Below are 23,568 nucleotides of genomic sequence, written 5' to 3'. Positions count from 1 at the left end.
CTGCCCGGCGCGGGTCGTACCGATTAGGCTTCGGTTTTTTCGGTTTCGGCCTGACGGCGCATCAGCTCGTTACGGTACAGCGCAACAAAGTCGATATTGTCCAGGTTGACCGGCGGGAAACCACCGTCACGGGTGATGTCGCTGACAATGCGGCGCAGGAACGGGAACAGCATGCGCGGGCACTCGATCATCAGGAACGGGTGCAACTGGTCTTCTGCCACGCCTTCGATGTGGAACAGGCCGCAATAATCCAGCTCGCACAGGAACAGAACGTCTTCCATGCCCTTAGCTTTCGAGGTCAGGTTCAGTTTGACGGCAACTTCGTACTGATGCTCGGTCGGGCGCTTTTTGGCGTCCAGGTTCACCTGAACGGCAATCTCGGGCTGAACGTCACCAGACACGCCTTTTTGCGCCATCACGTTTTCAAAAGACATATCGCGAATGAACTGTCCCAGAACGCGCATCTGGATCTGAGGGGCGGTCTGTGCCGCGGTGTTTTCTGCAGGGCTTTCGTCAGCCATGGATCTACTCCGAAAATGAAATTTGCCACTGCTTAGCAAGTTGGGCGCGGCACCTCAATGCTGGGGTGGACCTTCGACCCATTTGGATGGCTTTGAGGGGTTCTGACGCGGGCGAACCTCAGTAAAATCTCCGTCGATCACGTCATCCTGATCAAACTGGGTGGGACCAGTGCGGAACTGTGCGCCGGTGCCCATCTGGAAATGCGTGATGGTCGCCTTGGATTTCAGGTATTTGAATACGGCCACTCGAATACCCGGAACAAGCAGTGCAAAGCCAACGGCATCGGTGAAAAATCCCGGCGTCAGCAGCAAAACACCAGACAGCAAGATCATCGCGCCATGGGCCAAAGGCTCGGTCGGGTCATCCAGTTCAGAAAAGGATCGCTGCAAATTGACCAGTGCCATGCGACCTTGTGTCCTGACCATAAAGGTGCCGATAACGGCCGTCAGAACGACGATCGCCAGCGTAGGCCACAGGCCAATCAGGCCGCCGACCTGTATGAACAGGGCGATCTCGATGATCGGCACCAACAAAAATGCCAAGAACAGGTACATCTGCGTTATCCTTTCCCTTAGGCCGGGCTGTGGACTTGCCACGATCTGTCACCTACATAGTGGCATGAGGCCGCGTATACAAAGTCGCGGTCTGAAAAGAGGATGAAATGAACGAACCGATGATCCAGTTGCTGGTCCTGGCCGGAATTGCCGTTTTCCTGATCCTGCGCCTGAAAAGCGTGCTGGGTACACGTGAGGGTTTTGAGAAACCCCCTGTTCAACAGCAACCCGAGGCGGACAAGTCGCGTCGCGGCTTCGAGGTGATCGAAGGCGGGCCGGATCATGACATCACAGACCATGTCGCCGAAGACAGCGAACAGGCGAAAACGCTGGCCGCGATGAAGCGGGTCGAGCCCGAATTCTCTGTTGGTGAATTCGTGCAGGGTGCCCGCGGAGCCTATGAGATGATCGTCATGGGGTTCGAAAAGGGCAATCTGGATGAAATCCAGCCCTTCCTGTCCGAAGAGGTGTTTGACACATTCGTTTCAGTTGTGGCGGCCCGTGAAGATCAGGGCCTGACCATCGAAGCCGAATTTATCGGCGTGCGTGAAACCGCGCTGGCAGATGCGACCTTCGACAAAGACACAAACCAGGCGGAAATCACCATGCGGTTTGTGGGTGAACTGACCTCGGTCGTACGCGATCGTGGCGGTGATATCATCGAAGGCAACCCAAACACTGTAAAACGCCAAAAGGACAGCTGGACCTTTGCCCGTGTTATGGGCGCTGATGATCCAAACTGGCTGCTTGTTGCCACGGACGCATGATTGGCGCGCTCCGGTCGCTATTTCTGGTGGCAGTTATGACCACTGCCGCCAGCGCTGAACCGACGCGATCAATTCTTTCTTTTGACGATCTGGATGGATGGGCTGCCGACGATCACGGGACGGCCCTTTCGGTATTTCTGAACACTTGCGGTGATTTGAACGATCCGGATTGGCAGGCATTGTGTCGCGTCGCCCAAACCTACGACGCAGACGCGGCGCGCTCGTTTTTTGAGCTGTTCTTTCGTCCGGTTCTGGTCGAGGACGGAGAAGAGGCCCTGTTCACCGGCTATTTCGAACCTGAACTGGACGGGTCCAAAACCCGGACTGACCGGTTCAAATACCCGATTTACAAAATGCCGCCAGAGGCGCGGTCCGAAGGGCTTTGGCTCAGCCGCCGTGAAATCCTGACGGGCGACGCAATGCAGGGCCGCGGCCTTGAGATCGCTTGGGTGGATGACCCGGCTGAGCTGTTCTTTCTGCAAATTCAGGGCTCGGGGCGTGTGCGCCTTCCAGATGGCAGTGCCTTGCGCGTCGGCTATGGCGGCGCAAACGGTCACCCCTATCGTTCCATCGGGACTGAGCTGATTCGTCAGGGGGCGCTGGGTGCGCATGAGGTTAGTGCCCAGATGATCCGCGCTTGGGTGCGCAAAAATCCCGAAGCCGGGGCCGAGCTGTTGTTTCACAACCCCTCTTACGTGTTCTTCCGCGAGGTTTCGCGCGTCGCGCCCGAGCTTGGGCCGCTGGGTGCCATGAACCGGTCGGTCACCACGATGCGCAGTATTGCAGCTGATCCGTCTCATACGCCGCTGGGTGCCCCTGTTTGGGTGGAAAAGGACGGCAAGACCCCGTTGCGACGGTTGATGATTGCGCAGGACACCGGTGCCGCCATCAAAGGGGCGCAGCGTGCGGATATCTTCTTTGGCACTGGGGACGAGGCCGGAAAGGCTGCCGGGCGCCTCAAGGATCCGGGGCGGATGGTGCTGTTGCTGCCGATCCAGCGGGCCTATGCCCTGTTACCGGACGAATTCTGATGTCCCGACGCAAATTGACGGCAGACGAGGTCGAGCTGTGGCGCAAGGTTGCCAAACAGGCTGAGCGGCTGCATCCCGAAATTCCACAATCGGTCCACCCGGTCACACTGCCCAAACCCAAGCCGAACAAACCCCCAAATCCCCGGTTTGAGGCATTCGAGGTTGGACAAAACGCGCCCGGTAAACCCGTACGAAGTGCGTTAAGGCCCTCGCTCAGTGAAAATTTACGCACCAGCCCAGTGCAAATGGACACCAAGGCATTTGGCCGTATGAAACGCGGCAAGATCAAGCCTGAAGGGAAACTGGACCTGCACGGCATGCGCATGGACACCGCGTATCCGGCGCTGACCCGGTTTATTCTGACGGCCCAGGCGTCAGGTAAGCGCCTTGTTCTGGTTGTCACCGGAAAGGGCAAGGACAGGGATGAACCCGGCCCAATCCCAACCCCACGCGGCGTGTTGCGCAACCAGGTGCCGCAGTGGTTGGCGTTGCCGCCACTTGCGCAGGCCGTTTTGCAAGTGACCCCGGCCCATATCAGCCACGGGGGCGAAGGGGCTTATTACGTCTATCTGCGCCGGACGCGTTAAAACGAGCGCATAGCGCGCGTAATTCCGATTTTAGCCGACAGGCATACAAGAATGAAAACACCGCCGATCCACAGGAACTGCGTGCTCAGCGGCATACCGGCGTCGATCAAAATCCCGGTCAGGCCGGGGCCGATCGCTGAACCTAAAACCATAACTGCTGTGGCCATCGCCTTGATCGCCCCAATGTGCCTGGTGCCGTAGAATTCAGCCCAAAAAGCGCTTGGTAGCGTGTTGTTTGCTCCAACAGTCAGGCCCAGAAAGATCATTGCGATCAGGGCCCCTCCGATCGAGTTTGTCATTCCCGCGATTACAAAACCAATTGCGATCGGGATTTGGTAAAAAGGCATCAGCCTCGCGGTGCCCCATTTGTCCAACGCCCAGCCGGCCGCAAACATCCCAATCAAGGATACGCCGGTGAAAACCGGAAACAGGGCGACCAGTTCGATATGCTGCCAGCCCTTGACTTGGGCAAGATGCACCTGATGGAAGAAAAACGTGGTGATAAAGGCCGATGGGGCCAGTATAGTCGGGGCCATGAACCAAAACAGCGGATGAAACAACGCGTCTTTCCGGGTCCAATGGCGGCCCTGCATCCCTGTCGCTGAGTACGCATCCGCCAGACTTTGCGGCGTGCGCTCCTGACGCAAAAGTCGCGTCAGAACGGGTATCCCCATCAGGACGACCACTGCGGACAACACCCACAGCCATCGCCAGTCCAGAAACGCCATCGCGGCCACAAATGCCAGCGGCAGCAGTGCTTCACCAATCGCGTAGCCGACCGATGCAATCGACAGGGCTTTGCCACGTGTAACGATGAACCATCGCGCCATGGCGACCTGTGCCAGATGGACGCTCATCCCCTGTCCGAACAGGCGCAATAAAAAAACCACCAGCGGCAACAGGACAAGCCAGCTGTTCACAGCCATGGCCACCGCCGCCACGGCCAGACCAGCCAGAACGGCGGGTCCCAATACGCGGACGCGGAAAACATCTGTCAACCCGCCGGCCCAGATCATAACGATGGCCGAAACGGTGGTCCCCAGAGAGTAAAGACCACCCCACGCGCCGTGCCCAAGACCAAATTCCGCGCGAATGTTTCCAGCGAAGATTGAGATGAAGAAGGTTTGCCCAAAGCTGGACAGAAAGGTCAAAAGGACCCCCGCGCCCAACCAGGTCGCGTTGTCCTGCAGGTACTGACGCAGGCTGAACCGCATCACGGGGTAGTGACCTGAGCCTGCCCTGTTTCTGTCAAAACGATTTCCGTGGCGCCGTCTGGATTACGCTCGCTGGGCGGCACCAGTATATCGATGCCGGGCCTGTCTTCTCGACCAAAGGTATTATTGACGCGTCGCAACGAACTGAGAATTGACAAGAGTGCCGGAGAAGTGGCGGCAACGAAATGCGAAGACTCGGCGTCTTTGTTGAACGCAGTTGTATCAATCACGTTTATCGGGAACTCTTCGAGTGTTTCCAGCGAACTGATCTTGCCCAATCTCTCGCCCTCATCCGTTCCGCGAAGGCGAGCGGAGATATTCAAAATTTTGTCTTTTTGCGAAACCATAACCAGGAAAGGATCTGGTGGGTTCTTAATACGCTTCATCTGCGACCGAAACACGTCGACATCCAGATCAGGGGAAATCAAGATGACCCCTTCGATGTTCCTGTTGGCCCAACCCGGTTCTTGTAGTTCAGCTTGTCGCATCATCTCCATTGACAGGGCACCACCCATCGAATGCGCGACCAGAATAATGCGTTTGACACCCATTGATTTCAGGTCACGGATCGTCTGCTCCAACCCGTCGCGGGCAAACAACATGCTGTCCAGATCATAGGCATATCCATACCCGGTCGCGCGGCTGGGCCAGGAGTAAACCAGCGTGGAGCCCGGAAGACCAATGTCATGGGTCAGCTGAGCCGCGCGGAAAATCGTTTCTGTCTGGGTCGAGTTGTAGCCGTGAACAAAAATCGTCACATCGTCTTCGCCGCGCAAATGTTCGCGTAAACCTTTTGGCCCGCCCAACTCAGTCACATTTGTAAGAACAAATTCTTTTTTCGGGTTCGGATTCGCATAAGAGAATTTCAATGTTCCCGGTGTGTGTGATGGCGGGATCGACACTGTTGTCTCCAAAAACTTCAGCGCTTCCCCACGCTTGAATCCATAAGTTCCATCTGCTTCACGCGCTCGCGTTGTGGCTGCGAATATCTTTTCAGGCGCTCCGACAGTTACGGCCGAGGGAACAATCTCGGTTACGGTCCGATCGACACAGGCGCTTAGCGGCAGGGACGTAATCAGAATTATTAAATAACGCAGCACTGGTCAGCCCTCTGGGTGAATTGCGACTACGCTATCTCATTCTGGCCCGGCGTCCAGCGGCACAACGCTGTCAAAGCGGCAAAAACCGGCTGGCGATGTTACAAAACGTAACGGCTGAGGTCGGTGGATTTGGTCAATTCGCCCAGATTGTCGTCCACGAATTGGGCATCAACCGTGATCGAAATTCCGGCCTGATCGGGCGCGGTAAAGGACAGCTCTTCGAACACGCGCTCCATCACCGTGTACAAACGACGCGCACCGATGTTTTCGACGCTTTGGTTCACATCAGCTGCGATACGCGCAAGGGCCGCGATTCCGTCATCGGTAAAGCTGACCGTGACTTCTTCGGTGCCCATCAAAGCGGTGTATTGACGGGTCAGGGCGTTGTCGGTTTCGGTCAGGATGCGCACGAAGTCTTCTTCGGTCAGCGCCCGCAATTCCACGCGGATCGGCAGGCGGCCCTGCAGTTCCGGCAGCAGGTCCGACGGTTTGGCGATATGGAACGCACCCGACGCGATGAACAGGATATGGTCGGTTTTGACCGGGCCATGTTTGGTGGATACTGTCGTGCCTTCGATCAAAGGCAACAGGTCGCGCTGTACCCCTTCGCGGCTGACATCGCCGCCCCGCGCGTCAGTGCGGGCGCAGACCTTATCGATCTCATCCAGGAACACGATGCCGTTCTGTTCAACGGATTCCAGCGCGATGCGGTTAACGATCTCATCATCCAGCAGCTTGTCGGCCTCTTCCCCGATCAGTGCTTCATAGCTTTCCGAGACGGTCATCTTGCGTTTCACGGTACGCCCGCCAAAGGCCTTGCCGAAGATATCGCCCAGATTCATCATCCCCATCTGGCTACCGGGCTGGCCGGGAATATCGAACATTGGCATCGGGTTCGACGAGTCGGACAGCTCCAGCTCGATCTCCGTATCATCCAGCTCGCCCGCTTTCAGCTTTTTGCGGAACATCTCGCGCGTGCCTTCGCGGGCATCCGTGCCTGCAATGGCTTCGATCACGCGGTCTTCGGCGGCTTGATGCGCCTTGGCTTTGACATCCTCGCGCATATATTCGCGGGTTTGCAGGATGGCGGCGTCCGCCAGATCGCGCACGATCTGTTCCACGTCACGACCGACATAACCCACTTCGGTAAACTTGGTGGCTTCGACCTTGATAAAGGGCGCGCGGGCCAGTTTCGCCAGGCGGCGGCTGATTTCGGTCTTGCCGACACCGGTGGGGCCGATCATCAGGATGTTTTTCGGATAGACCTCGTCCCGGATGTCGTCGGCCAACTGCTTGCGCCGCCAGCGGTTGCGCAGCGCAACGGCCACGGCCCGTTTGGCATCCTTCTGCCCGATGATGAAACGGTCCAGTTCCGAGACGATCTCGCGCGGGGTCAGGTCGGTCATGTGAGTTCTATCCAATTGTTTCGCACCGGAACCTAATCATAAGCCACAAAAACACAAGCTGATCACGAAAAACTCACGCCAACACACGGTCTGCACACGGAAAATCGTGGTGATGTGAATCGCCAGACAGAAAATAGCTGCGCATAGTCTGCGTCGACGGGCAAGTTCGCCTGCACTTTGAAATGGAGACCCACATCATGATGACTCGTCGTTCGCTCTTTTTGAATACCGCTGCAACGGGCGCCGCTCTGACTCTGGCCAGCGCCAATGTCGCTGCCGCCGGCGGTGCCAAGAAAAAGGGCACATTCGAGGGCCGCTCGAAACATATCACCACCGGTTCGGTCAAAGTGATCAAAGACGGTGAGCGCTATATCGTTGAGCTGGGTGATGACTTTTCGCTGGATAACGGTCCGGACCCGCGCGTGGCCTTCGGCAAGGACGGCACCTATGACCCGAACTCGAAGCTGGGCGCGCTGCTGAACCTGAAGGGCAAGCAGTCTTATGCGGTACCGCCGACCATGGATATCTCGGGCTATAACGAAGTTTACATCTGGTGTGACGTCGCCGGCGTTCCGCTGGGCGTTGCAGCGCTTTCGTAACCCAACGACGAATTGCGCCCAGAGGCCGGTAAAATACCGGCCTCTGACAAGGCGTTAGGTGCCTTAGCGCCTGTCTGTTACACTTACCTCAAGGGACCAGTTCCGAGGTGTGTATCATGACGAAGATTGCCAAGATTACGTTATTGTTCGTGGTATTCGTGGATCTGATCGGACAAGGGCTGGTCTTTCCCATCATCAACTCTCTGATCATGGAAACAAAATCCGGGTTCCTACCGGAAAGCACTTCTATGGGTCAGCGCCATTTCTACTATGGGCTGGTGATCGGGTGTTTCTTTCTGTCCTGGTTTTTGGGTGTGGTCTATGTCTCAAAGGTCTCGGACTCCATCGGGCGCAAGAATGCTTTGCTGGTGTGTTTAGGTGGGGCGCTGGCCGGTTATGCCATCACCATCACGGCACTTTACCTTAACAGTTTGCTTCTGCTGATCGTTGGTCGGTCGATCACCGGCTTTACAGCGGGCAATCAGCCCATTGCGCAAGCGGCGATGATCGACGGCAGTACCGATGCCGCCGACCGTGACCGCAACATGGGGTATATCATCACCGGCGTCAGCTTTGGTCTGGTCGGCGGCCCGATTATCGGAGCAGTTCTGTCTGACGTGGCGATACTGGGCAGCTATGCCACGCTCAAGATGCCGTTCTACGGCGCGTTTGTTCTTGTGATGATCGCCATCTTTCTGGTGAGCGTTTTCTTCAAGGACACCCGAACCGAGCGGGCTGCGTTTGTCTTTCGCCCGCGCGATATCACCGACAGCCTGATCGCGGTGCGTGAACACCCGTTGGTTCTGAAAATCCTGCCCGTCTATGCGCTGTTCATGATTGCCAATGTCACGTTCTACGTATTCGTCGACAATTTCCTGACCAGTGCATGGGGCTACGGCGTGATCGGTGGCAGCATGGCAATGGTGGTCATCGGCTTTGCGCTGGCGTTTTCCAGCACATTCCTTGTGAAACCAGCGCAAGAGCGGTTCAGCAAACACTCCATCATCCACACCTCATTGGTGGTGATGGTGATCTGCGGCTTTGGCTTCGCCTTCAGCCCCAGCGGCGTCCTGAGCTATGTTCCGGTCTTCTTCTTCTATTTCTTCTTTGGCGTCGCCTACCCGACCCTGCTGGGCCTGTTTTCGTCCAGCGTTGGCGAAGCGGATCAGGGTTGGGTCATGGGCGTCACGACAGCAGTCTTCTGCCTTGCCGGTGGTGTCATGTCCCTGGTCGGCGGCGGATTGATGAGCATCGACATCCGCCTGCCCTATTACATCGTCATCGCAACCGCCATGCTTGGACTGGTCGGCATGTACCGGCGCTGGAAGGGGAAAGAAATCACGGCGTTGTTGGCCTAGATCGTCTCAACCGTTAGATTGCCATTGGTGTAGACGCAGATGTCTGCAGCAATCGCCATGGCTTCGCGCGCGACTTCTTCGGCGGGCTTATCGCTGCCCATCATTGCTCGCGCAGCGGCCAGGGCAAAGTTCCCGCCCGATCCAATAGCGGCCACGTTGTGTTCGGGTTCCAGCACATCCCCGGCCCCTGTGATGACCAATAGGTCTGTGCCGTCGGTGACGATCAGCATCGCCTCAAGCTTTTGCAGGTATTTGTCGGTGCGCCAGTCCTTGGCCAACTCGACCGATGCACGGGCCAGTTGGCCGGGTGTCGCTTCCAGTTTCGCCTCAAGCCGTTCAAGCAGCGTAAATGCATCTGCGGTCGAACCGGCAAATCCGGCGACAACTTCAAACCCGCCCGGCGACAAGCGGCGCACTTTGCGCGCAGTGCCTTTGATCACGGTCTGGCCTAGGCTGACCTGTCCGTCCCCGGCAATAACGATTTGCCCGTCTTTTTTGACACCAATGATCGTGGTCCCGTGCCATCCGGGAAAATCGCTGTCCGCCATGAAAGCCTCCGTATTCTCAGTCGCTATATATGGGCCGGGCGCGGGATCGGCGCAACCCGTTGCTCAACTGCCCAAAAGATATGCACAAAACGCAAACCGGGGTTACCAGACCAGCAATTGTGAGTCCCCGCGCTTGGGACTACATGAGGCTCACAACCGACAACGGGTCGGCTGTTTCAGATATAAGGACTGGGAACATGGCAACAACTGCAAACATCCATGCCCCACTCGGAGCAGCTACCATCCTGCACGTAGTGGATGCATTCATCAATGTCTTCGAATCCGCTGTTGAGTGGAACGAAAGCCGCAAGACACGCAAGATCCTGTCGGGTCTGACCAACGCACAGCTGGAAGACATCGGTCTGGCGCGCGCGGACATCGCAAAAATCTGATCCCGCAATCAGAACCAGAATTTGAAGCAGCCGCCCGGGTATCCGAGCGGCTTTTTCTTTGTCAGCTTTGCACGTATTTACCAGCCTGATCCGGCAAATACGCCTCGATCGCGGCGGTGGCGATGACATGGCTCGTGCCTGCGGCGTCATCCACAACATCCAACCCACCTTTGACGGCCCGCACTTCGGCGCGGCCCCTTGGCAGATCGGCGGCGACCTTGTCACAGTCAACCTCATCAGGTTGTTGAACGGCGATGGTCACCCGAACCCGCATCTCCGTGTGGTCGATTCCAAGCTTGGAAAACAGCGTGATCGACGAATGATGCAGGGCATCCTGCACGGCACGACACGCCGCCTTGGTGTAGTCCTGCCCGTACAAATCGTTGCCGGTGCCCATTTCCAGAATGATGCGTTTTTCGGTCATTGGGCGGGCTCCATGTCGAATGAGACGATGACCGCCGCATTGGCAATCACAGTGCGGCCGTCAGTATAGGGCTTTTCGATGTCCAGACCACCCTGCTTTACCGTGATGTTGGGTTGGCCGTACGGAAAGATCGCCTTCAGTGTATCGGTATCGACCTTGTCTGGCTGCTGCACGCCCACCTCGGCGTCGATGATCATCGCCTCTTTCGGAAACCCGAACAGCTCGGCCATGTTCACCGAGTTATGCCACAGCGCGTCTTTGATCGCCCGCAGCGCGGCTTCGGTATAATCCTCGCGCCGCAGGGACGTGCCCATCCCGAATTCCACCAGAACCCGTGTTTTTGCCATTTGCTTTCCCTGTATTGATGGCCCAATTGAGCCAATCACAAAAAAGGGCGCCCAAATTCGGACGCCCTTGATCAAAACCGATCACATCGGATCAGATGGATTCGTCGATCCAGCTTTGCAGGGCGGCCTTGGGGGCCGCACCGGCGCGGTTCGACACAACCTGACCGTCCTTGAAGATGAACAGAGCAGGAATGCCACGCACGCCCATGGCGGCAGCGGCGTTCGGGTTGCTGTCCACGTCTACTTTGGCAATTTTAATCTTGCCGCCGTATTCGTTGGCCAGCTCTTCCAGAGCGGGGCCGATCTGTTTACAGGGGCCGCACCATTCGGCCCAGAAATCCACCACAACGGGGACATCGGAATTTTTGACTTCGGCGTCAAAGGTATCGTCGGTAACGGCAACGGTCGACATATTCTGTCTCCTGAATGGGGTATCTCGGGAACAGAACGTAGGGGTCGGGCAATCCAAGGTCAAGATATCTGGGTGCGCGACAGGGCGTGCGTCACAAGATCGTGTGGCAGCCACATCAGATCTGCTGTCCTGGTCCATAAGATCGCGGTGCGGATTTCGTGGTTCGGATAGACCTGCGACAAGGCGTTGGCATACGCCCCCATCTGTCGCAAAAGCCCCTCAGGGCATGTCTCAGCACCGTTGGGAACCGTTGCATTTGTTTTGAAATCAATGACCTGAACCTCGGTATCGGTGATGATCAATCGATCAATCACCCCGTGCATGCGGCGTCCGTTCAGGTCGGCTGTCACGGGCACCTCAGCCAAGGCGTCGGCGGCAAAGACAGGCCGAAGATGCGCCGCAGTCAAAACGTCGCATGCCTCGTCCATCAGCTCTTGCCGTTCCGCGTCCAGCATATCGGGCAGAACCCGTTCGCAAAGCTGCGGCCAGTTGTCCCGCGCAATCGAGGGCAAGAGTTCCAGCAGTAGGTGCAACCGCGTGCCGCGCAGCTTTGCCGCCTCTTCGTCCTGACCTGCATCGCCGGGCAAAGCCTTGGCGCCGCCCAGATCGGAAGGGCTGAGCGTCTCCGCTTCAGGCTCCGGTGGTGTGGCGGGCGACAGGAACGGGGCTGGCAGGTCCGTCACGGCAGTTGAGGTCTCTTCGGATTCAATAATCGACGAAACGTTCCAATCACCATGTGACAATCGCAGCGTTTCTGAACCGGGCAGTGCCACCGCCCCTGCCCGCTCCATCGCGGCCTGAACCATCTGATACCAGCTGGTCCCATCCTTACCGACATCGCCGGCAGCCGCCACGATTAACCACTTTTCAGCCCGTGTTAGAGCCACGTAGAGCAAGCGAAGCCGCTCATTTTCTTCCCGCGTTCGGGCTTCGTCGCGCGCACGCGCAATCAACGCCGGGGACGCGTCAGCCGGAACTTTCCAAAGTGGTGTGCCTTCGGCCACCATGATCTCGGCATCGCGCGGAGCTTGCCGTTTGCCCGTATCCGGCAGGATCACAATCGGCGCCTCCAACCCCTTGGAGCCATGCACGGTCATTACCCGGATCATGTTGCCTACACCGCTCATCTGCCGTTTGATTTCCAGATCGTCGGTCTGCATCCACACCAGAAATCCAGTTAGGCTGGGGATATCCGTACGTTCATAGGCCAGCGCCTGCGACAATAACGCGTTTATCCCGTCTTCTGCCTCGGCACCCAGCCTGCCCAGCAACTTGCGCCGCCCGTCGTGTCGGGTCAGGATGCGTTCAATCAGGTCGTAGGGGCGCAGAAAGTCGATCTGTCCACGCAGGTCGTGCAGAACGGCCAGTGTTTCAGGGTATTCTTCGGCGCGTTGACGCAGAGCCGCCCAAAGGAACCGTTCTTTGCGCCGATGTGCTAGGTCGAACAATTGTTGTTCGCCCCACCCGAACAGCGGCGATTTCAGAACTGTGGCAAGCGACAAGCTATCCTCGGGTGTGGCCAAAAAGCTTAACAGAGCTGCCAGGTCTTTGACCGCCAATTCCGCGCCGACCTTCAACCGGTCTGCTCCGGCGATCGGCAGGTCAGCGGCCTTGCAGGCGCGGATGATTTCGGCAAACAGGTCCGAACGACGCTGAACGAGGATCAGGAAATCCCCCGGCTGAACCAGACGTCGCACAAATGTGCCGGGCGTTTCGCCATCCTCAGGGATCGTCTCACCCTGTTCGATCATTGCCTTGATCGACTGCGCCACCTTCTCGGCCAGAATGACGGTATGATGCCGTGCGCCGGGCCGATCTACCGGATCGGTCCAGTCGGCATCGTCATCCTCTTCGACCTTTTCGACCACGGGCCACAGATCAACTCGCCCCGGCAGATCCGCTTTGAATGCGCGGTGCTGGCTTTCCTTATGAAATCCAGCCTCCGCTCGGTTTTCAAACAGGATGTCGACCAAGGACAAGATCGCACTGGAGGATCGGAATGAGTATTCTAACGTGAAATCCCATAGTTTAGAGCCTGATTCAGAGAGCTTCTGCCCAAACTCAGCCTGCATCAGATCGAATGCCTGCGGATCGGCACCCTGGAACGAATAGATCGACTGCTTTTTGTCACCGACCACGAAAATAGTGCGCTCAACCCCGGACCGGGCCCCTTCTCCGCTGGTAAATTCCTGCGCTAGTTTTTCAACCACGTCCCACTGGTCGGGACTGGTATCCTGCGCCTCGTCCACCAGAATGTGGTCGATGCCGCCATCCAGCCGGTACAGCACCCATTCGGCAACCGCCGGATCATTCAGCACCTGCCTCGCGCGTAAGATCAGGTCGTCAAAATCCAACCACCCGCGCAGTTGCTTGCGACGCTCATATTCCGGCAAAAACGCCGTCGCGAAGCGATGCAGCACCATTGTCTTGCGCGCGGCCACCAGTGCCAGCCGATGTTCGCGCGCGGCCTCGACCCGCAACATCAACGCTTCGAGTTGGGGCATCTGACCCACCAACGCCCCTTCGCGCAGGGCTTTGGTCGGGAAACTGTTGATTTTGGCCGTAAAGGGTTCTTTGGCGGATTTTCCGGTCAGAAATACACTTTCCAGAATTGGTAAGCTACTGACCCGAGTCTCGGAAAATGCTGCCAGCTTATCGGCCGCCTTGGCGTTATTGCCGCCGCTTTCGGAAAGCGCCGGCAGGATCGACCGGATCAATTCCACTTCGCCGCCCAGAAACACACGTCCTATCAAAGCGTCTTCATCGAATCCGTTGGCCAGTTCAAACCGCTGCAGCACATCGGCCCATTCCAGCGGCTGCGCAAACAGGTTGCGTTTCTGGGTGATGGCCGCGGTAAGTTTGTCGAACCCGGTATCGGTGACAAACCGCGCGACATCTTCGATCAGAGTGGCTTGGGGACCTGCGGCGAAATCCTCGACAATCTCTTCACGCAACAGGGCTGCTGCGCGGTCCTCCATCTCTGAAAATTGCGGGCTGACACCGGCCTCAAGCGGGAAACGTCGCAGCAGTGAGGCGCAGAATGAGTGGATCGTCTGGATCTTCAGGCCACCAGGTGTTTCGATGGCGCGCGCAAATAGGGTTCTGGCCTGTGCGAGCCTGTCTGAGTCGATCTCGCCGGGTACGCCCAGATCGGTCAGTTGGGACATCAGACCGGCATCATCCTTCATTGCCCATTGTCCGAGGCGATCAAACAACCGGTTTTGCATCTCACTGGCGGCGGCCTTGGTGTAGGTCAGGCAGAGAATGTGCTGAGGTTGGACGCCGCCCAACAACAGACGCGCCACCCGATCAGTCAGAACCCGCGTTTTTCCTGAGCCTGCATTGGCCGCCAACCAGGTCGAGGCGTCGGGCCGTGCGGCCTGTACCTGCCGCTCGGTTGCGTCGTTGCGGGCGCTCACGTCAGGTCCTCAGGTATTGTTTCATCCGTGCGGTCCCACTCACCGAAACGGGCTAGTTGATCGTAGTCACCCACATCCGAATCCTTGTGCAACATTCGACGGGATGAAAACCCCTGTTCAGGCTCTAAATAGGCAGATACCAGCTCTTTGAGCTCGGCCAGAACCTTGTCTGGCGGCTCTTTCGCCAGCGGTGCGGGTACTTCTTTGTAAGTGCCGCCCATGCCAATGAAAATCGCCTCGGCCACGGGTGAAGGGTCGAACCCATCGATACCGCCCTCTTCAGCCATCGCGGCTTCGATCAGTAACTGTTTGTCGAACTTGGATTGCTGGCTTTCCGTCGGAGGCGTTCCTGTCTTGTAGTCAACTATCCGTAATGCACCGCGCTTGTTGCGATCTATCCTGTCGGCGCGCCCCACGATGGTGAAGTCCAGGGGCGTCAGCACAAGCTTCACCGCCGCCTCGAAAGCGACTGGTCCCCCGTCCCCTCGCCGCGCGATTTCAGCGGCTAAAAAATCATCCGCGATGCGTTCCAACCGCGCCAGCCACAATTTACGCGCCGTGGGCCACGCAACATGTTGATCCAACAAGGTTTTCGCGCGTTTCAAAAAGTTTTCGCGGGTCAATAAGGCGGTGTCCAGAACACTGTCTTTGACGAAATGTTCCAGAATTTCGTGGATCACGATCCCGCGCAACAAGGCATCCGGCACTTGCACCAAAGGGTCCAGCGGTTTCAGGCGCAGCACATGTTTGGCGTAAATCGCATAAGGATCGCGGATCAGCCGTTTGACTTCCGTCACGCTCAACCGGTTCGGGCGCGATGCCACTGGCGGCCGCGGAGACGGGCGCGTTGCCGGTTCGATATGCGGCGCGATTTCAAGCTGTTCCGCCCATTGCAGCCATTGCCGGCCTTTGTTGCGCATTTCTGACAGTGCCTCACGCCCGCCCTGCCCTGGCAAGCCGTGCAGCAGGTTCGTAAGGCGGTTCAGCCAGCGTGATGGAACGGTTTCTGCGTCATCGGACCGCTTGGCACGGGTCAGCCAGACCTCGGGCGCGCCGATGGCTTGTTGAAAGTCATGTGCCGACAAGCCGATCCGCCGTTCGGGCAGCAAAAGTCCGGCCTTGTCGCGCATCTGGCGGTTCAGCCAGGGGTCTGGCGCGGCGGCCTCAGGCCAGCTGCCTTCATTTAGGCCGCCCAAGATAAGCAAATCTGCCCCTTGCACGCGCGCCTCGAGCGTGCCCCAGATCATGATGTGTGGATGCGGGGCGTCGCGATCCCGGACCTCCTCGCCCGCGAGCAAAGCACCCAACAGGTCGGCGAAATCATTGGCGGTCATCGGGCCGCCGTGTTGCGCCTCTTTTTCCAGTGCGCTCAGGACGCCTTGCGCCTTTTGGCCTGCGTTCTTGTCCCAGAGCGTGCCTGTTTCCCCAGACGCGCCCGCCGAAATCGCCTCAGCCAAGACGCGCAGCCTGGCAACCCAATCCGTCAATGGGAGTTGGCCCGCGATCTGTTGATCGCAGAAATGGGAGTTTAGCCAACGTACCCAGTCCTCGGGAACTTCTTTGCGGATTGCAAAAGCGGTCAGGCTAGCGCTGTCCGGGAAAGGCGGGCCATGTCGGCGCAAATCTAGTTCAAGGTCCCGCGTGTGCAGCAAATGCGCGCCGCGCTTGTCACCATCATGACACAGCGGGTGTTTCAGAAGGGTCAGCAATGCCTCGCCATCCAGACGCCGTGCGAAAAGCCCCGCCACGTGACGCAGAAACCGGCCGGGCGGCGATAGTTGCAGCGGCAGACCAGCGCTGTCATCGGGAAGGATGTTCCAGCGATCCAAAGCAGCGCTGACTTGGCGGGTCAGCATCCGGTCAGGTGTGATTAGCGCGGCAGTTTGGCCGGTTTCGGCTGCCTGGCGCAAGCGCAGCGCGATGGCCAGCGCCTCGGACCGGGGCGATTGCGCCTCGACCAGTGTCACGTCTTTTGTGGCGCCATCCAGATCGGTCAGTTGCGGGCCTTCGGACATCCAGGCATCCGTGATCGGCGCTGGGCGTAAAGCCAGTGAAACCAAACGGTTGCGAGCAGGCGAGGGTGGTAGATGACCCGTCCAAGGCATGACCTGATCCGGCTCCAAGCCAAGCTGTGACATCAGCTTGCGGAACCGGTACTGCGGGTGATCTTCCGATGTCAGCGCATCGTCCAACCCGCGCCAAACGCGGTCGGGCTGATCGAAATCGTAACCCGGCAGGATCAATGCGCCTTGCGGCAGGCGCGCAATCGCCTCCATCAGCATCAGAGTGGTTCCGCGAGACCCGGTTGACCCGGCAAGGATAACCGGATGCTGCGGCGGAGCGACTTGCCAACGTTCTATCAGGTTTTCCACCACAAGCCGCTGCCGGGCCTGAACATCCAGCGCATCTGGGCCTGAATCTATGATTTGATCGGCAATTCCGATGAACTTTTGCGCCCTTTCCCAATGCCCGGACATGTCACTGACATCCAAATTCCGGATTGCATCAGGCGAAACGCCTTCGCCCTGCATTTCATCAATCAACGCGGCCAGACTATCGGACAGATCAAACAGTGAGGACCGCGCAGCCAGATCTGGCTGTTGTTCCAACAGCTTAGCGATCAACTGCGTCAACTCTAACCTGCGCCGCAGAGGTGGAATCGCCGGAGGTATCTGCGCAAGATCGACGCTTTCCCCCAGATCGGTAACCAGTGAAAGACACGGCAATAGGCAAGCCGGGCCCTGATCAAACAGGTCGCGGACACGCCGGGCCATTCGCCTTGTATTGACGACCAGTTGAACGCGCGCCAACGCCTCGGGCGGATGCGTGGCACTTCGATCTCGTAGCCCTTGAACTAGCGTTTGCGGGAAATCCGAACCGGGTGGAACGGCAAAAACGCGCGGAGCTGGGCTGGGTTCAAACATCGGCAATCAGCCCCTCGGCGAGAGTAATCCCTTCGGGGTGGCCGACATCGCACCAGCGACCGGGATAGGTGAGGGCAAACAGGCGATCTTGTTTTTGCATCCGGTCCCACAGGACATTCAGCGAAAATGCCTTTTCTGGGATATCCATCAACCCCTCGGTCTTCATGATCTGCGCACCGCCATAGATCAAACTACCGCCGCGCACGATCCGTCCGTTCTCTTCTGCTGTGAAATCGCCTTTGCCCGTGTGCCCGACAGCCTGATCCACCGGTACGCACATCAACAGCGCGTCCATGTGATCGGGATTCCACGCCTCGCGGAGCATCGTCAAAGGGTTCGGTCCTGACCAGATCGCGTCTGGGTTCAGGGTGTAAACCGGGTGCGATCCAAGCAGGGGCAAAGCGGCGCGTATTCCGCCGCCAGTCTCAAGAATTTCCGGCGTTTCATGGGAAAGCAGAACACCTTTTGGGACGAGATGAGCTTCAAGCTGATCTGGCAGATAATGTAGGTTGGCCACGATACGCTTGGGTTGCAGGGCATTCACCAAATCCAACGCGTGATCAATCAGAGGCCGGCCGGCGACCTTGATCAGTGGTTTGGGCCGATTTTCGGTCAACGCGCCCATACGGGTGCCAAACCCGGCTGCAAACAGCATGACGGCTTCGGGGTCTTGGGTCATTTCTGTCTGAGCCTGTCCAGATTTTCAGGGGTGGGTGCGGGCAGGGCGTCGCGCAGCAGGTCTGCGACAGCAACCAGTGCGGGATGTTCCAGATCCCGCATCACATGCGCCCAGGTTGACGGGATCAGATCGATATAGCTGGGCTTGCCGTACTCGGTTGCCAGTCGGGCAAAGACGCCCAAAATGCGCAGGTTTCGCTGTGCACCCAGAACAGCGTAGGCAGTGCGAAAGTCATGATCATTCACCCCGGTCGCGGCGATATAGCGGTTCACCATTTGCATCTCGGTTCCGAGTGACACATCGCGACGCACATCCTGCAACAAAGATACCAGATCATAGGCCGGATGGCCCAGCATGGCGGTTTGAAAGTCCAACAGACCAGCGCGCTGAACCCCGTCGCGATCCGGCAACCAGATCAAGTTTTCAGCGTGGTAATCGCGCAGCACAACAACTTTGGACCCCGAAGTTTCCCGGTGCAGAATGTCTGAGAACCGGTTTTCAAATCGGTTACGTGCATCGGCGTCGTGCGTGCCCTGCACGGCCTGCGCGTATTTAGTAAAGGACAACGCGGCCAGCTCGGTCATCAAACTCGGATCATAGGATCGCAAAGAAAGGCTTGGCGCGTTGTACAGGTCGATCAGAACATCCGTTGCGACCTCATAAAGCGCACGCTCCATGCTGGGGGTCTGCGCAAGCACGCGCGCGAAGAGGTCGTCGCCGAGATCTTCGAGCAGCAGAAAGCCGTAATGCGTATCCTCGGCATAAATCTCGGGCGCGCTCAGACCAAGGGACCGCAGGTATTCGGCCATGCGGGCAAAATCTTCGACATTTTCCGCCTTGCCCGGGGGTGAATCCATTAACACCGCCGTCTTGCCGGTTTCCGGATCGGTCAGCCGCTCGTACCGACGGTTCGAGGCATCCCCAGCCAACGGCGCGTGCTTTGCATTTGACCATTTGGTCTGCGCGATCAACGCTTCGGCCAATACCGCGCGGTTTGTCATGCCGGAATCCTTAGTTTCACGGGCCATTTCGGGGCAGACCAGGAAAGGGTCAGATGGCGTGTTTCTGTCATGTTAGGGTCTGTTTCGAAGGATATCTTCGCGGCAGAATCCGGCGTCAGCGGGCCCAATTTATCCGGCCATTCAATCAGACAGATTGCGGTTTCGAAAGCCTCGGTCACGCCCAGTTCTTCGACCTCCTCAACCGCGCTCAGGCGATACAGATCGCAGTGCCAGATTTCCCCGGCTGTCGTGTCATAAGCCTGAACCAACGTGAAAGTCGGCGAAGGCACATCTTCGGGCTCGATCATCAGCGATTGGATCAGGCTGCGGGCAAAATGGGTCTTTCCGCTGCCAATCTCGCCCTCAAGCAACAAGATGTCTCCAGATCTCAATTCTGCACCGAGGCGGGCAGCGAATTCCGCTGTTTCCTCGGGCGAATTCAAAGTGATCGTGCAGGGCGAATTGGTCATGGCGCCACAATGGCCTTGCGCCCGGTTGGCTGCAACCCGGTTCAGGCGCTGATTTGCTGCGCCTCTTGCCGCATCAGCGCATCCCGATCCACCGAGAAACGAACAATGGTGGCCCCGTTCTGCATCGGGCTGACAGTGCACAACACCTGGATACCGTTTCGCAGATAGATCACACCGGACCATTCCGCGCGATTTTCCCGCGCCTCTACAAAATCGCGAATTTCGCCAAGAATCGGCGTTGCGGTGCAATGTTCCTGCCAGCTTTTGGTCACCTCAAGAGCGGAGTCCGCGTCAAAGCCTGCGTCGCCTGTATCTACCCAAAGCTGTTGGTAGGCGAAATTGGTAAAAGCCAGTGTACCATCGTCACTGAAGACAGCGATGGCATCGGCCAGTTTGTCCAGAATGGATTGCATCAGATCCATTTCTGACCGGAACCGACGGGTCAGAGTGATCTCGGCGGTGATGTCTTCAAACAAAAAGGCAACCGCTCCGTCCGGGTGCGGGCGCCCACTGACCGAGTAAACCGAGCCCGAGGGCAGAGACCACGTCTCTTGATAGTTCCCGTCCTCTGCCGCTTCGAGAAGGTCGTTCATCTGACTGCGCCAGCTTCGGTAATTCTTGGGCTCGGGCATCATGTGCTGATCCCGCAGGCGATCAAAAAAGCTGGATAGGCTGGGGCGGCAGCTTAGGAAATCCGGGGGCAGGGTGGTCAGGTCGATCAGAGCCGGGTTGAACAACGCCAACTGGCGGTTGCGGTCAAAAATAGCCAGCCCGATGGGCAATTGTGCGAAGGTCTTGGTCATGGTCTGAACGAATTTGCGCTGCGCCATCTCCGCCTCGACGATTGCGTTGATGTCCACGGCATAAGACAAGTGCCCTTCGGGGTGATCTACCAACGTCAGATCGAACCACAGCTTGTTTTCACTGAACTCGGAGGAAATTGAGACCCGTGCCTTTGCGCTTAGCCGTTGGTCGGCATCGGGGACCGGAAACAATGGTGCGGTCAGGTCCGTGTCCTGATCCCGTACTTTGCGCACCAACGAAACATAAGCAGCATTGCACCAGCGCACATCACCCTGATGATCCAACAGCCAGACAGGGTAGGGCGCTTTTTCCATGGCAAGGCGGTTTCGATCATTTGATGCGATTTGAGTTATCGAGGGGCAATCGGTACGGTCTCGCAGCTGAACGCGTACAATTCCGTCTATCCATTCGCACAGAACATCGCGTTCAACCGTGCAATCGATGGCCGGGATGACCAGGTTGCCTTCACGCCGGATCTGATCAGGTGTTTCGGGGAATGTTGGAAAATCCCTGTGCAGCAGCCGGCACAGATCGGCCCAATCGCGGACCTGCTCGAACCCTTCCAACGCGATGTTCGAGTGACTGATAAGCCGGTCACCATCAAACAAGAAGGCTGCATCAAACAAGGAGGCAGGTGAGGACAGCCCAAAGTTGTCCCCCCGTTCCCGCCTGCGGGGCAACAGCCACTGAACGGCAAGTCTTGCTGAAACAAGGCCGATGATGGCCAGAATGATCCAGTCGACCATGCGCCCTCCGGTGCGCGAAACCAAGAAGCGGTACTATGCGCCTTAATGGTTAACGGGGTCTTAACCAATGTTAGCCCGTGTCAGATCAGGTTTGGAAACGCTGGTTTACACCCGAAGGCACAGGCGTATCACCGGTTTGCGCATCCACAAGGTTACGGGGCCAGGTCACCTTGACGATCGCGCCCCGGCGTTCGGGGTTATCCGACAGGGTTTGGTATGGGTCCGATCCGTTGGCGAAATCCAGCTCGGCTCCGCTGCGTTCAAGCAGCGTTTTGGCAATGAAAAGACCCAAACCCATGCCTTCATATTCCGGACGGGTCCTTTTGTCGGTCTCACTGCGGCGGCGACGCATGAAGGGATCGCCGATCCGGCCGATCATCTGCGACGGATATCCACGACCGTCATCCATGATACTGACGGTGATCTGTTTGGTGGACCATTCCGCCTCGACCCAGACATTTCCGCGCGAAAAATCCACCGCGTTCTGGATCAGGTTGCGCAGGCCGTGAATGATCTCGGGCTTGCGCAGGATCGAGGGCTGCTGCACATCGCCATCCTCGGCCGGGCCTTCGAAGAAATGAACGGTCTTGCCTCGGTTGATATGCGGTTCGGCGGCTTCATGCACCACGGTAGAAAGCGGGGCTTGACGCAGATGCAGGTCGTCTTTGCCCGCCCGGCCCATGTCTCGCAGGATATCGCGGCAACGGTTCGCCTGTTCGCGGATCAGGGCGGCGTCCTCGATAAGGTCGGGCCGGTCATCCAATTCCTCAATCAACTCGGAGCTCGCCAGTTTGATCGTTGCCAGCGGCGTGCCCAGTTCATGCGCGGCGGCGGCGACCACGCCGCCTAGATCGGTCAGCTTCTGTTCGCGTGCAAGCGCCATATGGGTGGCGGCCAGCGCTTCGGACATAGATTGTACCTCTGAGCTGACGCGATGCGAATACGCGCCCAGAAAGACAATTGCGATGACGATTGCGGCCCAGTTTCCGAACAGTAGAATATCTGGGATGTCCAGTTCCGCCCCAAGTGCGGTGCGCAAAGGCAGGTGGAATTCAGCCAGAAGCGTTGTCAGGGCAATGGCAACGCCGCCGATTATCAGGGTTGACCGGGTGCTCATGACGTTCGCGGAAATCGTGACAGGCCCCACCAGCAACAGCGCAAAGGGGTTGTTTAGCCCGCCGGTCAGGTACAGCAAAATGGTCAGCTGAAGCAGGTCGAACAGCACCATCAGGAAGTTCTCGAACTCGGACAGGCGCTTGTTGCGCGGAAACAGCAGAATTGCAGTCAGATTCCCCATGACCGAGACGCCAATCGCCAGATAGCAAAGCGTTGCGTCCAGCTGGATGTCATAAGTTTGCTGCGCGACGGTGATCGCTGTGATCTGGCCGAAGATGGCCACCCAGCGCAACAGGATCAGGGTGCGCAGCCGAATCCAGCTGCTGCGTTCCTGACCGCGCCATAATGTGATGTTGGAATTTGCCATCGGTCGATTATGTCCTGTTGCATCGGCTGAACTTCTTGATAGGTGTCCCGGCCGAAACGATCAACAACCCCTCTTATGTCAGGATTGATGTCATGGTCCGTCTTTATGCCATCCTCGCAACCGTTGTTCTGGCCGTGGGCCTGGGGGCCATGTGGCTGCTGACGCGCGGTGCCGGATCTGATGACAAGTTCGCGCAATGCCGGACCAGTCAGATTGCAGGCGGAACGGCAGCCATCGGCGGGCCGTTTGAGCTGCTCAACGGCAAGGGCGAAACAGTCACCGACACCGACGTGATCACAGAACCGACGCTGGTCTATTTCGGCTATACGTTCTGCCCCGATGTCTGTCCGTTCGATATGTCCCGCAATGCCGATGCCGTGGACATTCTGGCCGAGCGTGGCCAGTCCGTGACGCCCTTGTTCATTTCAATCGACCCGGACCGCGACACGACCGAAGTGATGGCCGACTATGCGTTTAATCTGGGCGGCAAGACCATCGCGCTGACCGGCACGCCTGAGCAGGTCAAGGCCGCAAGCCAAGCCTACAAAACCTACTACAAGGCGCATGACAAAAGCGATGAGTACTATCTGGTCGACCACTCGACCTTTACTTATCTTGTCACCCCCGAGGATGGGTTCATCGAATTCTTCAACCGGGACGACACCGCCGAGCAGATGGCCGACAAGGTTGGCTGTTTCCTCGACAAAACCTAGAAAACGACGGGTTGTTTGACCTTTGGGATGGCGCTGCTATTACTCATGGTTAAGCCAAAGGCGTGAAA

Annotated in this window: 23 protein-coding genes; 7 read left to right on the top strand and 16 right to left on the bottom strand. The window is 57.8% G+C overall.

What is annotated here, in order from left to right; genetic code table 11:
- Nucleotides 1-23: 23 nt before the first annotated feature.
- A complete protein-coding gene (secB, locus tag DHN12_RS12525) occupies nucleotides 24-521 on the bottom strand; it encodes a protein-export chaperone SecB (RefSeq protein ID WP_058275145.1) in 498 nt (165 codons plus the stop codon).
- Nucleotides 522-575: 54 nt separating this feature from the next.
- Nucleotides 576-1,076 carry an FxsA family protein gene (locus DHN12_RS12520; RefSeq protein ID WP_108860513.1) on the bottom strand — a complete coding sequence of 167 codons (501 nt, stop codon included), beginning with the start codon at nucleotides 1,074-1,076 and terminating at the stop codon, nucleotides 576-578.
- Nucleotides 1,077-1,183: 107 nt separating this feature from the next.
- Between DHN12_RS12520 and DHN12_RS12515 the strand changes: the two genes are divergently transcribed.
- From DHN12_RS12515 to DHN12_RS12505, 3 genes are read left to right on the top strand one after another with little or no spacing between them, the layout of a single operon-like run.
- Nucleotides 1,184-1,843, top strand: coding sequence for a Tim44/TimA family putative adaptor protein (locus DHN12_RS12515; protein ID WP_108860512.1), 660 nt, complete (start codon nucleotides 1,184-1,186; stop codon nucleotides 1,841-1,843).
- Nucleotides 1,840-2,874: a murein transglycosylase A gene (locus DHN12_RS12510; protein WP_108860511.1), complete on the top strand. Its 1,035-nt coding sequence runs from the start codon at nucleotides 1,840-1,842 to the stop codon at nucleotides 2,872-2,874. Before DHN12_RS12515 ends, DHN12_RS12510 begins: the two co-directional genes overlap by 4 nt.
- On the top strand, nucleotides 2,874-3,461 hold the full coding sequence (locus DHN12_RS12505) for a Smr/MutS family protein (RefSeq protein ID WP_108860510.1): 588 nt from the start codon (nucleotides 2,874-2,876) through the stop codon (nucleotides 3,459-3,461). The genes DHN12_RS12510 and DHN12_RS12505 overlap by 1 nt, the downstream gene beginning before the upstream one ends.
- On the opposite strand, the gene DHN12_RS12500 is transcribed toward DHN12_RS12505, so the two are convergent.
- The 3 genes from DHN12_RS12500 to hslU form a co-directional block, all read right to left on the bottom strand.
- On the bottom strand, nucleotides 3,458-4,675 hold the full coding sequence (locus DHN12_RS12500) for an MFS transporter (protein ID WP_199913508.1): 1,218 nt from the start codon (nucleotides 4,673-4,675) through the stop codon (nucleotides 3,458-3,460). The genes DHN12_RS12505 and DHN12_RS12500 overlap by 4 nt on opposite strands.
- Complete coding sequence (locus DHN12_RS12495) at nucleotides 4,675-5,775, bottom strand: alpha/beta hydrolase (protein ID WP_108860508.1); 1,101 nt, start codon at nucleotides 5,773-5,775, stop codon at nucleotides 4,675-4,677. Before DHN12_RS12495 ends, DHN12_RS12500 begins: the two co-directional genes overlap by 1 nt.
- A gap of 98 nt (nucleotides 5,776-5,873) precedes the next feature.
- Nucleotides 5,874-7,181 carry an ATP-dependent protease ATPase subunit HslU gene (gene hslU / locus DHN12_RS12490; RefSeq protein ID WP_108860507.1) on the bottom strand — a complete coding sequence of 436 codons (1,308 nt, stop codon included), beginning with the start codon at nucleotides 7,179-7,181 and terminating at the stop codon, nucleotides 5,874-5,876.
- Between the two features lie 197 nt (nucleotides 7,182-7,378).
- On the opposite strand from hslU, the gene DHN12_RS12485 reads away from it, so the two are divergent.
- Together DHN12_RS12485 and DHN12_RS12480 are read left to right on the top strand one after the other, a co-directional pair.
- Entirely contained in the window at nucleotides 7,379-7,780 is a 402-nt protein-coding gene (locus DHN12_RS12485) for a DM13 domain-containing protein (RefSeq protein WP_108860646.1), read from the top strand.
- 116 nt (nucleotides 7,781-7,896) lie between these two features.
- Complete coding sequence (locus DHN12_RS12480; protein WP_108860506.1) at nucleotides 7,897-9,138, top strand: MFS transporter; 1,242 nt, start codon at nucleotides 7,897-7,899, stop codon at nucleotides 9,136-9,138.
- On the opposite strand, the gene hslV is transcribed toward DHN12_RS12480, so the two are convergent.
- Nucleotides 9,135-9,686: an ATP-dependent protease subunit HslV gene (gene hslV / locus DHN12_RS12475; protein WP_108860505.1), complete on the bottom strand. Its 552-nt coding sequence runs from the start codon at nucleotides 9,684-9,686 to the stop codon at nucleotides 9,135-9,137. The two genes, DHN12_RS12480 and hslV, sit on opposite strands and share 4 nt — an antisense overlap.
- Before the next feature lie 197 nt (nucleotides 9,687-9,883).
- Here hslV and DHN12_RS12470 point away from each other — a divergent pair, with 197 nt between their 5' ends.
- Nucleotides 9,884-10,078 (top strand): DUF1127 domain-containing protein, encoded by a 195-nt coding sequence (locus DHN12_RS12470; RefSeq protein ID WP_108860504.1) that lies wholly within the window; start codon nucleotides 9,884-9,886, stop codon nucleotides 10,076-10,078.
- A gap of 61 nt (nucleotides 10,079-10,139) precedes the next feature.
- Here DHN12_RS12470 and DHN12_RS12465 read toward each other — a convergent pair whose 3' ends face one another.
- The 10 genes from DHN12_RS12465 to regB all read right to left on the bottom strand — a co-directional run bounded on the left by DHN12_RS12465 (nucleotide 10,140) and on the right by regB (nucleotide 22,787).
- Nucleotides 10,140-10,502 (bottom strand): Lin0512 family protein, encoded by a 363-nt coding sequence (locus DHN12_RS12465; RefSeq protein ID WP_108860503.1) that lies wholly within the window; start codon nucleotides 10,500-10,502, stop codon nucleotides 10,140-10,142.
- Nucleotides 10,499-10,849, bottom strand: coding sequence for a Lin0512 family protein (locus DHN12_RS12460; RefSeq protein WP_108860502.1), 351 nt, complete (start codon nucleotides 10,847-10,849; stop codon nucleotides 10,499-10,501). Before DHN12_RS12460 ends, DHN12_RS12465 begins: the two co-directional genes overlap by 4 nt.
- Nucleotides 10,850-10,940: 91 nt before the next feature.
- Nucleotides 10,941-11,261: a thioredoxin gene (gene trxA / locus DHN12_RS12455; RefSeq protein WP_058275159.1), complete on the bottom strand. Its 321-nt coding sequence runs from the start codon at nucleotides 11,259-11,261 to the stop codon at nucleotides 10,941-10,943.
- 59 nt (nucleotides 11,262-11,320) lie between these two features.
- Nucleotides 11,321-14,680, bottom strand: a complete 3,360-nt coding sequence (gene addA / locus DHN12_RS12450; RefSeq protein ID WP_108860501.1) for a double-strand break repair helicase AddA — start codon at nucleotides 14,678-14,680, stop codon at nucleotides 11,321-11,323.
- A complete protein-coding gene (gene addB / locus DHN12_RS12445) occupies nucleotides 14,677-17,604 on the bottom strand; it encodes a double-strand break repair protein AddB (protein ID WP_108860500.1) in 2,928 nt (975 codons plus the stop codon). Before addB ends, addA begins: the two co-directional genes overlap by 4 nt.
- Complete coding sequence (locus DHN12_RS12440; RefSeq protein WP_108860499.1) at nucleotides 17,597-18,283, bottom strand: nucleotidyltransferase family protein; 687 nt, start codon at nucleotides 18,281-18,283, stop codon at nucleotides 17,597-17,599. Before DHN12_RS12440 ends, addB begins: the two co-directional genes overlap by 8 nt.
- Entirely contained in the window at nucleotides 18,280-19,284 is a 1,005-nt protein-coding gene (locus DHN12_RS12435) for an aminoglycoside phosphotransferase family protein (protein WP_108860498.1), read from the bottom strand. The genes DHN12_RS12440 and DHN12_RS12435 overlap by 4 nt, the downstream gene beginning before the upstream one ends.
- The gene (gene tsaE, locus DHN12_RS12430) at nucleotides 19,281-19,754 is read right to left on the bottom strand and encodes a tRNA (adenosine(37)-N6)-threonylcarbamoyltransferase complex ATPase subunit type 1 TsaE (protein ID WP_108860497.1); all 474 of its coding nucleotides are present in this window, start codon (nucleotides 19,752-19,754) and stop codon (nucleotides 19,281-19,283) included. Before tsaE ends, DHN12_RS12435 begins: the two co-directional genes overlap by 4 nt.
- A gap of 41 nt (nucleotides 19,755-19,795) precedes the next feature.
- Entirely contained in the window at nucleotides 19,796-21,304 is a 1,509-nt protein-coding gene (locus DHN12_RS12425; protein ID WP_108860496.1) for a PAS-domain containing protein, read from the bottom strand.
- An 85-nt stretch (nucleotides 21,305-21,389) separates the two neighbouring features.
- Entirely contained in the window at nucleotides 21,390-22,787 is a 1,398-nt protein-coding gene (regB, locus tag DHN12_RS12420; protein WP_108860495.1) for a sensor histidine kinase RegB, read from the bottom strand.
- A 92-nt stretch (nucleotides 22,788-22,879) separates the two neighbouring features.
- On the opposite strand from regB, the gene DHN12_RS12415 reads away from it, so the two are divergent.
- Nucleotides 22,880-23,500, top strand: a complete 621-nt coding sequence (locus tag DHN12_RS12415; protein WP_108860494.1) for an SCO family protein — start codon at nucleotides 22,880-22,882, stop codon at nucleotides 23,498-23,500.
- Nucleotides 23,501-23,568: the final 68 nt, after the last annotated feature.

Source organism: Ruegeria sp. Alg231-54 (assembly GCF_900143525.1).
In the GTDB taxonomy this organism is placed as follows: Bacteria; Pseudomonadota; Alphaproteobacteria; order Rhodobacterales; family Rhodobacteraceae; genus Ruegeria.
The sequence above is the reverse complement of the archived record's forward strand: the minus strand, read 5'-3'. Positions and strand labels throughout refer to the sequence as shown.

Bases quoted from the DNA above. Each gene is read 5' to 3' on its own strand.
- DHN12_RS12460 (WP_108860502.1), bottom strand. From the start codon at position 10,849: ATGGCAAAAACACGGGTTCTGGTGGAATTCGGGATGGGCACGTCCCTG.
- DHN12_RS12505 (WP_108860510.1), top strand. From the start codon at position 2,874: ATGTCCCGACGCAAATTGACGGCAGACGAGGTCGAGCTGTGGCGCAAG.
- addB (WP_108860500.1), bottom strand. From the start codon at position 17,604: ATGTTTGAACCCAGCCCAGCTCCGCGCGTTTTTGCCGTTCCACCCGGT.
- DHN12_RS12510 (WP_108860511.1), top strand. From the start codon at position 1,840: ATGATTGGCGCGCTCCGGTCGCTATTTCTGGTGGCAGTTATGACCACT.
- trxA (WP_058275159.1), bottom strand. From the start codon at position 11,261: ATGTCGACCGTTGCCGTTACCGACGATACCTTTGACGCCGAAGTCAAA.
- DHN12_RS12425 (WP_108860496.1), bottom strand. From the start codon at position 21,304: ATGGTCGACTGGATCATTCTGGCCATCATCGGCCTTGTTTCAGCAAGA.
- DHN12_RS12465 (WP_108860503.1), bottom strand. From the start codon at position 10,502: ATGACCGAAAAACGCATCATTCTGGAAATGGGCACCGGCAACGATTTG.
- DHN12_RS12515 (WP_108860512.1), top strand. From the start codon at position 1,184: ATGAACGAACCGATGATCCAGTTGCTGGTCCTGGCCGGAATTGCCGTT.
- secB (WP_058275145.1), bottom strand. From the start codon at position 521: ATGGCTGACGAAAGCCCTGCAGAAAACACCGCGGCACAGACCGCCCCT.
- DHN12_RS12470 (WP_108860504.1), top strand. From the start codon at position 9,884: ATGGCAACAACTGCAAACATCCATGCCCCACTCGGAGCAGCTACCATC.
- DHN12_RS12480 (WP_108860506.1), top strand. From the start codon at position 7,897: ATGACGAAGATTGCCAAGATTACGTTATTGTTCGTGGTATTCGTGGAT.
- DHN12_RS12520 (WP_108860513.1), bottom strand. From the start codon at position 1,076: ATGTACCTGTTCTTGGCATTTTTGTTGGTGCCGATCATCGAGATCGCC.
- DHN12_RS12485 (WP_108860646.1), top strand. From the start codon at position 7,379: ATGATGACTCGTCGTTCGCTCTTTTTGAATACCGCTGCAACGGGCGCC.
- hslU (WP_108860507.1), bottom strand. From the start codon at position 7,181: ATGACCGACCTGACCCCGCGCGAGATCGTCTCGGAACTGGACCGTTTC.
- DHN12_RS12415 (WP_108860494.1), top strand. From the start codon at position 22,880: ATGGTCCGTCTTTATGCCATCCTCGCAACCGTTGTTCTGGCCGTGGGC.
- regB (WP_108860495.1), bottom strand. From the start codon at position 22,787: ATGGCAAATTCCAACATCACATTATGGCGCGGTCAGGAACGCAGCAGC.
- DHN12_RS12435 (WP_108860498.1), bottom strand. From the start codon at position 19,284: ATGACAAACCGCGCGGTATTGGCCGAAGCGTTGATCGCGCAGACCAAA.
- DHN12_RS12440 (WP_108860499.1), bottom strand. From the start codon at position 18,283: ATGACCCAAGACCCCGAAGCCGTCATGCTGTTTGCAGCCGGGTTTGGC.
- DHN12_RS12500 (WP_199913508.1), bottom strand. From the start codon at position 4,675: ATGCGGTTCAGCCTGCGTCAGTACCTGCAGGACAACGCGACCTGGTTG.
- tsaE (WP_108860497.1), bottom strand. From the start codon at position 19,754: ATGACCAATTCGCCCTGCACGATCACTTTGAATTCGCCCGAGGAAACA.
- hslV (WP_108860505.1), bottom strand. From the start codon at position 9,686: ATGGCGGACAGCGATTTTCCCGGATGGCACGGGACCACGATCATTGGT.